Below are 2825 nucleotides of genomic sequence, written 5' to 3'. Positions count from 1 at the left end.
TCGGCCGGTGCCTGCTCCACCGGGGCCTCGGCGGCCGGCTCGGACACGGCCGGCTCGGCGACCGTCACCACGGTGGCCTCGGCCCCCGCGGGCGACCCGGCGGGCGCGGACACCTTGCGGGTGGCGCGGCGCCGCGTACGCCCGGCGGGCGCGGCCTCCTCGGCGGCCGGGGCGTCGGCGGGCGGCGTCTCGACGACCGCGTCCTCCACGGCCGCCGGCGCGGCCTTGGCCTCGGCGGCCCGCTCCGGCTGCACCGGACGCTCGATCTCCTCGGCGACCGTCACGTCCTGCGCGGTGGGAGCCGCCTCCGCCTTCCTGGGCGCGCCGGCCGGGGCCGACACCCGCCGGCCCCCGCGCCGCCGCGCACGGCCGCGCACGGCGGCCTCCGCCTCGGCGACGCTGCTGTACAGCTCCTCGTCGGGCGCGAAGGACGGCTCGGGCAGCGCGGTCGGCTCGGCGGCCTCCGCCGCGACCTCGGCCTCGGTCTCCGCCTCCTCCTCGGCCGTCTCGGCCGGCTCGGTGACGACGGCGGCCTCGTGCGTGTGCTCGGGACCGGCACCGGCCCGCGCCCGCTTCTTGCGCTTGCCGCCACCGCCGGACGAGGTCGGCTGCTCCATGTGCACGATGACACCGCGGCCGTTGCAGTGGACGCAGGTCTCGGAGAAGGACTCCAGCAGGCCCTGTCCGACCCGCTTGCGGGTCATCTGGACCAGGCCCAGCGAGGTCACCTCGGCGACCTGGTGCTTCGTACGGTCCCGGCCCAGGCACTCCAGCAGGCGCCGCAGCACCAGGTCCCGGTTGGACTCCAGCACCATGTCGATGAAGTCGATGACGATGATGCCGCCGAGGTCGCGCAGCCGCAGCTGGCGCACGATCTCCTCGGCCGCCTCCAGGTTGTTCCTGGTGACCGTCTCCTCCAGGTTGCCGCCCTGGCCGGTGAACTTGCCGGTGTTGACGTCGACGACGACCATCGCCTCGGTCCGGTCGATCACCAGCGAACCGCCGCTGGGCAGCCAGACCTTGCGGTCCAGGGCCTTGGCGAGCTGCTCGTCGATCCGGTAGGTGGCGAAGACGTCGACCTCGGAGGTCCACTTCTGGAGCCGCTCGGCGAGGTCGGGCGCCACGTGCGAGACATAGCCGTGGACGGTGTCCCACGCCTCGTCACCGCTGACGACGACCTTGGAGAAGTCCTCGTTGAAGATGTCGCGGACGACCCGGACGGTCATGTCCGGCTCGCCGTACAGCAGCGACGGCGCGTTCGAACTGCCGCCGTTCTTCGACTTCTTCCGGATGTCCTCCCACTGCGCCTGGAGCCGTTCGACGTCGCGGCGCAGCTCGTCCTCGCTCGCGCCCTCGGCGGCGGTGCGCACGATGACGCCCGCGTCCTCGGGGACGATCTTCTTGAGGATGGTCTTCAGCCGGGCCCGCTCGGTGTCGGGCAGCTTGCGGCTGATGCCGGTCATCGAGCCCTCGGGGACATACACGAGGTAGCGGCCCGGCAGGGAGACCTGGCTGGTCAGACGGGCGCCCTTGTGGCCGATCGGGTCCTTGGTGACCTGGACGAGGACCGACTGGCCGGACTTCAGGGCGGACTCGATGCGGCGCGGCCCGTTGGCCATGCCGAGCGCCTCGAAGTTGACCTCGCCCGCGTAGAGCACGGCGTTGCGGCCCTTGCCGATGTCGATGAAGGCGGCCTCCATCGACGGCAGGACGTTCTGGACCTTGCCCAGGTAGACGTTGCCGACGTACGAGGTCGACTGCTCCTTGTTGACGTAGTGCTCGACGAGCACGTTGTCCTCGAGGACGCCGATCTGCGTGCGGTCGCCGTGCTGGCGGACCACCATCACGCGCTCGACGGCCTCGCGGCGGGCCAGGAACTCGGCCTCGGTGATGATCGGCACCCGGCGGCGGCCCTGCTCGCGGCCCTCGCGGCGGCGCTGCTTCTTGGCCTCCAGACGCGTGGAGCCCTTGATGGACTGCACCTCGTCGGACGGCTCGGAACCCCTGTCCCGCGAGGGGCGCGGCTCGCGGACCTTGACGACGGTGCGCTCGGGGTCGCCGTCGCCCGGCTCGCCGTCCGCGGCGGAGTCACCGGCACGCCGACGGCGACGGCGACGGCGGCGGCTACTGCTGGAGCCGTCCTCGCGGGCGTCGTCGGCGTCCTCTTCCTCCTGCTCGGCGGTGTCCTCGGCGTCCTGCTCCGCCTGCGCGGCGGTGTCGTCGTCGGAGTCCGCGTCGGTGCCCTCGGCGTCGGAGTCGGCGGACTCACCGCGGCGGCGGCGACGGCCGCCACGCCGGCGGCGCCTGCGCGACCCCGTCTCCTCGGAGTCCTCGCCGTCGGCGTCCTCGGCCGCGTCGGTGGCGTCCTCGGCTTCTTCGGACTCGTCCTCGGCGGCGGTCGCGCCGGCGCGCTCCTCGGTCTCCTCGGCGGCACCGCGGCGACGGCGGCGGCGCTTGGCGGCGGGCTGCTCCTCCCGGAACTCCCGGGTGCCGTCGGCGTCGTCGGTGTCGTCGGCGGCCTCGGCTCCCGCCTCCGCGGCGGCCTCGGCCGCGGCCCGCTGGGGCGTCTGGAACTGCGGCTCGGTGAACACGGGCGCCTGGAAGACGGCGACGGAGGGCCGGGCCGGTCGCTGCCCCTCCTCTGCGGAGTCGGAACCGGCGGGGGCGGCGGCGCGGGCGGGCTCGGAGAAGCCGGTGGCGGCACGCCGGGCGACCCGGCGACGGCGGCGGGGAGCGCCCTCGTCACCGGAGTCGGCGGCCTCGGACGCGTCGGCCGGGCCGTCTGCGGGTGCCTCGGCGGCGATGCCCGCGACCGCGGCGGCCTC

Annotated in this window: 1 protein-coding gene; it reads right to left on the bottom strand. The window is 74.7% G+C overall.

The genetic code is table 11. From position 1 onward, the window contains the following. Positions 1-2825, bottom strand: a 2825-nt coding sequence (locus tag SZN_RS36495) for an Rne/Rng family ribonuclease (RefSeq protein WP_007505705.1), incomplete at both ends; no start/stop codon positions are given.

The organism is Streptomyces zinciresistens K42, assembly GCF_000225525.1.
GTDB classification, from domain to species: domain Bacteria; phylum Actinomycetota; class Actinomycetes; order Streptomycetales; family Streptomycetaceae; genus Streptomyces; species Streptomyces zinciresistens.
This window is presented reverse-complemented; position numbering and strand designations above follow the sequence as displayed.